Here is a 5,618-nt window from a genome sequence, read left to right as displayed (position 1 = left end):
AGTAGCGCGGTCAGCATGTTTGCTCGCGCCGGATCGCCGACCAGGCTGGCGATGCGGGCTATATCTGGTCCTTCACGCATAGTTCGTTCCCCATCGAAGCATTGTCGTCAGATAACCACTATCCTCCGCTGAGATCAAGGAGACAACGATGACCGCAAGAACCGTTCCCCACACCGTGCTTGTCAGGCGCTTCGGCCGTCGGCCGTTTCCGTTCATTATCTTGCGCAGGTTGCATCTGCGGCTCCTGGCGCGGTGGTACGACCGCCATCTGCAGCGCCTCGACCTCGCCGAGATTGACGAGCACCTTTTGCGCGATGTTGGCCTGACGCCAGAAGACGTTCGCCGCGAATGCGCGAAGTGCTTCTGGCAAGCGTGACCACCAGAGAAATTGCCTAGCACATCGGTCCGCCGAACGTTTCGACCCCACTCGAACTGTCGCTGCAACAAACAAATCCAGCAAGGAGACAAAAGATGACCATCACCTGCTTCATCCGTTACGAGATCGACCCGTTCGGCAAGGCGGCATTCGAGGAATATGCCCGCAACTGGGGCGAGGCCATCCCGCGCTGCGGCGCCGATCTGATCGGCTATTTTGCGCCGCATGAGGGCTCGGCCACCACCGCCTACGCCGCTTACAATATCGCCAGCCTGGCGGCTTACGAAGCCTACCGCATCAGGCTCGCCGCCGATCCGGTCGGCCGGGCGAATTACGAATTCGCCCGGCGTGAAAGATTCATCCTGAAGGAGGATCGGACGTTTCTGAAACTCGCGTCCGGGCCGCACGCACCGAAGCATGATGCCCAGAAGTTGCAGACTTTTCAGACCGAGATCATGCCTGAAGGAAAGGTGAAACTATGATCGCCGTCATCTTCGAAGTCGAGCCGGCAGCGGGCAAGCGCGACGCCTATCTCGGCCTCGCAGCCGACCTGCGTCCGCTGCTCGACGGCATAGACGGGTTTCTCACCATCGAGCGCTTTCAGAGCCTCACCGACCCGAACCGCATCCTGTCGCTGTCGTTCTGGCGCGACGAGAAGGCGGTGAAGGCCTGGCGCAACACGGAGAAACATAGGCAGGCGCAGAAGGCCGGCCGTGGCGGCATCTTTGCCGGATATCGTCTGCGCATCGCCCATGTCGTGCGCGACTACGGCCTGACCGAACGCGCCGAGGCGCCTGAGGACAGCCGGGCGGTGAATGGGTAGCGCTTTCTAGGCATTCCCGATCAGCACTCCAGCCGCAAACACCAGCGCGCCGCCCAGCACCACCTGGAAGGCGGCGCGCCAGAATGGCGTCTGCATGTAACGGTTCTGCACAAAGGCGATCGCCCACAGCTCGAAGAACACCACCACGACCGCGAGAATTGTCGCGGTCCAGAAATAAGGAATGAGGTAGGGCAAGGCGTGACCGAGACCGCCCAGCGCCGTCATGACGCCTGTGGTAATGCCGCGTTTAACCGGCGAGCCGCGCCCCGACAGCTTGCCGTCGTCGGAGGCGACCTCGGTGAAGCCCATCGAGATGCCGGCGCCGATCGAGGCGGCAAGCCCGACCAGGAAGGTCTGGAACGTGTCGTGCGTGGCGAAGGCGGCGGCGAAGATCGGCGCCAGCGTCGACACCGATCCGTCCATCAGACCGGCCAGTCCCGGCTGCACATAGGTCAGGATGAACTGGCGCTGCTCGGCCGCGGCTTCCTCATCCTTCACCGCACCCGGCACATGCTTTTTCTCCAGCCGCTGCGCCAACGTCTCGTGGCCCTGTTCGGCGACCGCCAGATCGTCGAGCAGCTTTCGCGTCGAGGCATCGCTGGTGCGTTTCGCTGCCTCGACATAAAACAGATAGGCTTGCCGCTCCATCGTTTCAGCCTGTTGGCGCACATGCTCGATGCCGAGCGGCCTGACCAGCCAGTCGGGCCTGCGCTCGTAATAGCCCTTCACATGCTCGCGCCGGATCAGCGGAATGCGTTCGCCGAAACGTTCGCGGTGAAGCTCGATTAGCGAGTCGCGATGGCCGTCCTCTTCCTCGGCCATCTCCTCGAACACTTTGGCCGAATGCGGAAAGCTACCCGCCAGCCCATCGGCATAGGCGCGGTAGATGCGCCCGTCATCCTCCTCGGAAGAGATGGCGAGCGCCAGGATCTCTTGCTCCGAGAGCGACTCGAAAGGACGGCGGCCAAAACCGAAAACACGAGAAAGCATGAGAAATTCACCCCAGTTTAGAATAATTCTAAACTAGGGTTTGGTGTGCTCTTGGTCAATCGCGCCCGTCGGCCGGACGTTCAAAATTAGCCACTCCGGCGTTCTTCCGCCACCTCTTCTTCATTGGCGAATGTTCACCTATATAGCCGAACTTAAGCCAAGAGAAAGGAAACCGTAAATGCCGGCAAAATTGCCCACCCATGCATTTGACCCGAAACCCGTTCTCGACCTCATCGCCAGCATCGAGGGGGACCTGCAGCGCCTTAAAGGCTTGGTCGAGCAGCAGGTCGAAAAATTCGATCCGGCCAATCCGCACAACAAAGCGCCCGACGGCAAGCTGACAGAGGAGGGCGTCGAGTGCTGCTACCGCATGTTCGACGAGGGCAAATCGCGCTATTCGGTTGCCCAGCAGATGAAGATCTCCTTCGCCGCCGCCACCCATCGCTTCAACACTTGGCGCAAGATGGGCGGCGCCAAACGGAAAAGGACGCTTTTGGGGTGAGAACCCGGTTCGTCGCAGGCGAATTGAAAAGGTCCAGGGGACCTTTCAAAGGATTCGATCCCGGAGAGCTGCCGCCGGCAGCGGCCTCTGGCTGAGGCAATCAGCTACCAGACCGGGGCATTGACAGCCATTCGTCAATCGAAGAACGCCCGAAGCCATAGCGGAGGGCCGGAGCGGCCAGTTCGCCGCAGGCCCAGCCCCATGGCGGTCGCCATATTTTGGAGCTTCCCAAAGCAGTCCATGCAGGCGCGACGGCGTGGTGGCGCTGGTGATGCGCGGACTGACTCGACGCGTTATCGGTTCAGACCTCGAGTTCGAGCGGCGAGGCTTTGAGGGATTTGAGCTTCAGCCTGTCGGGGTTGTGCTGTTTGGCCTCGGCGAGGAGAGCCTCGACCGCCTTCATATGAGCGATGTTCTTGTCCAGCTCGGTGGAGCGCGTGCCCTTCTTCGCAATGTAGGCGGCCTGCTGCTTGTCGAGATAGTGGGTGCTGCAGTTGAGCCATATGGTGAAGGGCTGGCCGGCTTCCGCGTTCGGGGAGAGCTTGTCGGCAACGCCCAGCCGGGAATCGAGCAGCACCTCGAGGACACGCAGGTCGGGGTTTTTGTCCTTGCCGTTGGCGCAGATCAGGTAGTGATCGGCGGTGATGCGCCTGGCGAAGGCGCGGTGCAGATTGTGCTCGGAACCGTGGTGCTGGAGCTTCAGCACGTCGACATGCAGCCCGGCGCCATCGGCGAGGCGGCCGTGATGGGTGAGGCCGGCGAGGATATCGTCGGCATGGCCATCGCCGGTCATGATGACGCGGGTGACACCGCCGCTAGCCTTCGGCTCTTCGAGCAGCAGCATGAGCGAGGCGAGGTTGGGCTCGGTGACGTCCTTGCGGTGGCCCAGTTCGTCGTCGATGGACACGCCGAAGCCGGGCGGGATCGGACCGTCGTTTTCTTCCAGCCACTCCTCGAGGTCCTGCAGCGAGCCCGCCTTCTTAGGGTTGTTGAGCCAGTTCTTCCAGTATTTGCGGAGGACTTCGAGATCCTTTTCGAACGGGCCGATGACGCGGATGGCGAGGGAGCTGTTGGCCGCGAGGCTGATCACCTCGTGGCCGCGGACCATGGCGAGGAGCTTGCCGAACTCGCCATTAAGAGGGATGTTCAACTGGTCGGCGGCGATGCGGCGGGACACCTTGATCGCCTCGGGGATCGAGTTGGCGATGCTGCGGAAGGCGTCGGCGAGCCGAAGCAGTGACGGGTTGGCCGAACTGGACAGCGTGTTAGCGCGGGCGGCGAGGACAGTGCCGATCGCCTCGGACTCATCCACCATGAGCTTGAACGCGTTGTGCCAGATACGCTTGACCTTAGGCGGTCTCCTGAACGGTGGCTTGCCGGAGGACTGGCCGTTGGCGTGCTTGTGGTCGAAAACGCGCCATTGCACTGTGTCCTCGAGCAGCTGCAGCACGCCGGCGATGTGATCCTGATCGACGTGCGAGACATAGACGAGGTCTAGTTGCTTGCCGGTGTCCTCGGCCCATTTGCCGAGATAGCCGCGCACCTCGGAGGCATAGGAGCCGGGCATACCGCCATCGGCGAGGATGGTGACGGCACCGGCCTCGATCAGCAGGCAATCGCCCTTGTCGGAGGGGAGCAGGGTGATTTTCATTATGCGGCCTCGGGCGGCGGGCGCCGGGTTGCAGGCCTGGCGGCACGGCGACTGGCAGGACGGCCCGGCGGGGCCGCGGCGGTGACGGTGGGTGCGGTAGCGAGCGGCGTGGTTTTCTTCAGCTCGGTACGGGTCAGCGCGTGGGAGGCTTCGGCGACGCAGGCGGCAGGAGAGATGACACCGAAGCCGAGGTCGTTCGTCCACTGGTAGGTGGCGCCGGGGAGGGGCCGGGCGGTGGCCTTAATGATGCCGAGGATCTGGGCAGCCGTGAGCGTCGGCTCGGCCGCCAGCATCAGGCCGATGACGCCAGCCACATAGGGGCTCGCCATGCTGGTGCCGGTCATTTCGATCCACGGGTCATCCGGACCGCCGAAGCCGTTGGCCGCGACGATGCCGGTGCCGGGCGCAGTGATGTCGGGCTTCAGCCGGCCGTCACGGGTCGGACCCTGGCTCGAGGTGATGTGAGCGCGGCGCTTCAGTTCATCGAGATTGGCGACGGAGACTATGCGTTGGCCGCAGGCGAGGGCGCTGACCGAGGAGGTGTCGACATGCGAGGCCTCGGTGAAGAACGACGGCCAGAAGTAGCTGCCGTCGCCCAAGTCGGCCGGGTCGTCGCGCTCGATCCAAGCATGGAAGGCGCCGTCGCGGATGACGAGGCCGTGCAGCCGGACCTGCCAGACGCCGGCAGGGATGCCGATGATCAGGTTGCTGCCGAAGAACGGCGTCAGGTAGGTGGCGATGTAGTTGGCGCCGTTGGTCGGGTGGTGCAACTCGTTGTAGACGCTGATCAATGTGCGGTCGGGCAACTGGTGGTTCTCGAGAAACTCACCGGGCTGGATCGGGCCGATCCAGTCGCCATCAGGCGGGCGGATGCTGATGGCGAGGCGATCCTGCGGCTCGTACCAGATCTCGAGCTCGTTCTCCGATGCATCCTTGATCTTGTCGCCGACGACCTGCCACTCGAGGATGTGGTCGAGGCCCTGGGCATCGATTTTGCCGCTCGCATGAATGCGGCCCATCATGTAGCCGAGATCGTCCGGAGCCTCGGGTCGTTCCTGGCCGGCGTTGCCGGCGGCAATGCAGATCGAACGGCCGGGCTCCGATAGCAACGCGTCGATCCAGCGGTCGAGGATGCTTGAACCGTCATGGGCGTGGCCGTTGGTCCCGAGGCTGATGTTGATCGAGATGGGGCGCTCACCGGCGAGATCGAGCAGGTAGTAGACGGCGTCGAGCAGGCAGGTGGAATCGTAGAACGAGGTGCGCCGGTCGATTTCGT

General features: G+C 63.0%; 7 protein-coding genes and 1 pseudogene. 4 read left to right on the top strand and 4 right to left on the bottom strand.

The genetic code is table 11. The features are described from left to right. Positions 1 to 80 (bottom strand): annotated as a pseudogene (locus tag EOA86_RS40450) (transcriptional regulator); the annotation flags it as partial. Positions 81 to 148: 68 nt separating this feature from the next. Here EOA86_RS40450 and EOA86_RS19615 point away from each other — a divergent pair. The 3 genes from EOA86_RS19615 to EOA86_RS19605 all read left to right on the top strand — a co-directional run bounded on the left by EOA86_RS19615 (position 149) and on the right by EOA86_RS19605 (position 1,199). Then, a complete protein-coding gene (locus tag EOA86_RS19615) occupies positions 149 to 376 on the top strand; it encodes a DUF1127 domain-containing protein (protein WP_127208062.1) in 228 nt (75 codons plus the stop codon). Positions 377 to 471: 95 nt separating this feature from the next. Then, positions 472 to 858 (top strand): NIPSNAP family protein, encoded by a 387-nt coding sequence (locus tag EOA86_RS19610; protein WP_127208063.1) that lies wholly within the window; start codon positions 472 to 474, stop codon positions 856 to 858. Further along, positions 855 to 1,199: an antibiotic biosynthesis monooxygenase gene (locus EOA86_RS19605; RefSeq protein WP_127208064.1), complete on the top strand. Its 345-nt coding sequence runs from the start codon at positions 855 to 857 to the stop codon at positions 1,197 to 1,199. Before EOA86_RS19610 ends, EOA86_RS19605 begins: the two co-directional genes overlap by 4 nt. 6 nt (positions 1,200 to 1,205) lie before the next feature. Here EOA86_RS19605 and mbfA read toward each other — a convergent pair whose 3' ends face one another. Continuing rightward, positions 1,206 to 2,189 carry an iron exporter MbfA gene (gene mbfA / locus EOA86_RS19600; protein ID WP_029347918.1) on the bottom strand — a complete coding sequence of 328 codons (984 nt, stop codon included), beginning with the start codon at positions 2,187 to 2,189 and terminating at the stop codon, positions 1,206 to 1,208. Positions 2,190 to 2,367: 178 nt separating this feature from the next. Between mbfA and EOA86_RS19595 the strand changes: the two genes are divergently transcribed. Beyond that, the gene (locus EOA86_RS19595) at positions 2,368 to 2,691 is read left to right on the top strand and encodes a hypothetical protein (RefSeq protein WP_029347916.1); all 324 of its coding nucleotides are present in this window, start codon (positions 2,368 to 2,370) and stop codon (positions 2,689 to 2,691) included. Positions 2,692 to 2,992: 301 nt separating this feature from the next. Here EOA86_RS19595 and EOA86_RS19590 read toward each other — a convergent pair whose 3' ends face one another. Next, positions 2,993 to 4,342, bottom strand: coding sequence for an MBL fold metallo-hydrolase (locus EOA86_RS19590; RefSeq protein WP_127208065.1), 1,350 nt, complete (start codon positions 4,340 to 4,342; stop codon positions 2,993 to 2,995). Continuing rightward, the coding region (locus tag EOA86_RS19585) for a S8 family serine peptidase (protein WP_164891836.1) at positions 4,342 to 5,618 on the bottom strand (1,277 nt) is incomplete at its 5' end. The genes EOA86_RS19590 and EOA86_RS19585, both read right to left, overlap by 1 nt.

The organism is Mesorhizobium sp. M5C.F.Ca.IN.020.32.2.1 (assembly GCF_004023105.1).
GTDB classification, from domain to species: Bacteria; Pseudomonadota; Alphaproteobacteria; order Rhizobiales; family Rhizobiaceae; genus Mesorhizobium; species Mesorhizobium wenxiniae.
Note: the sequence above shows the minus strand (reverse complement) of the source record. Positions and strands in the feature narration are given on the sequence as shown.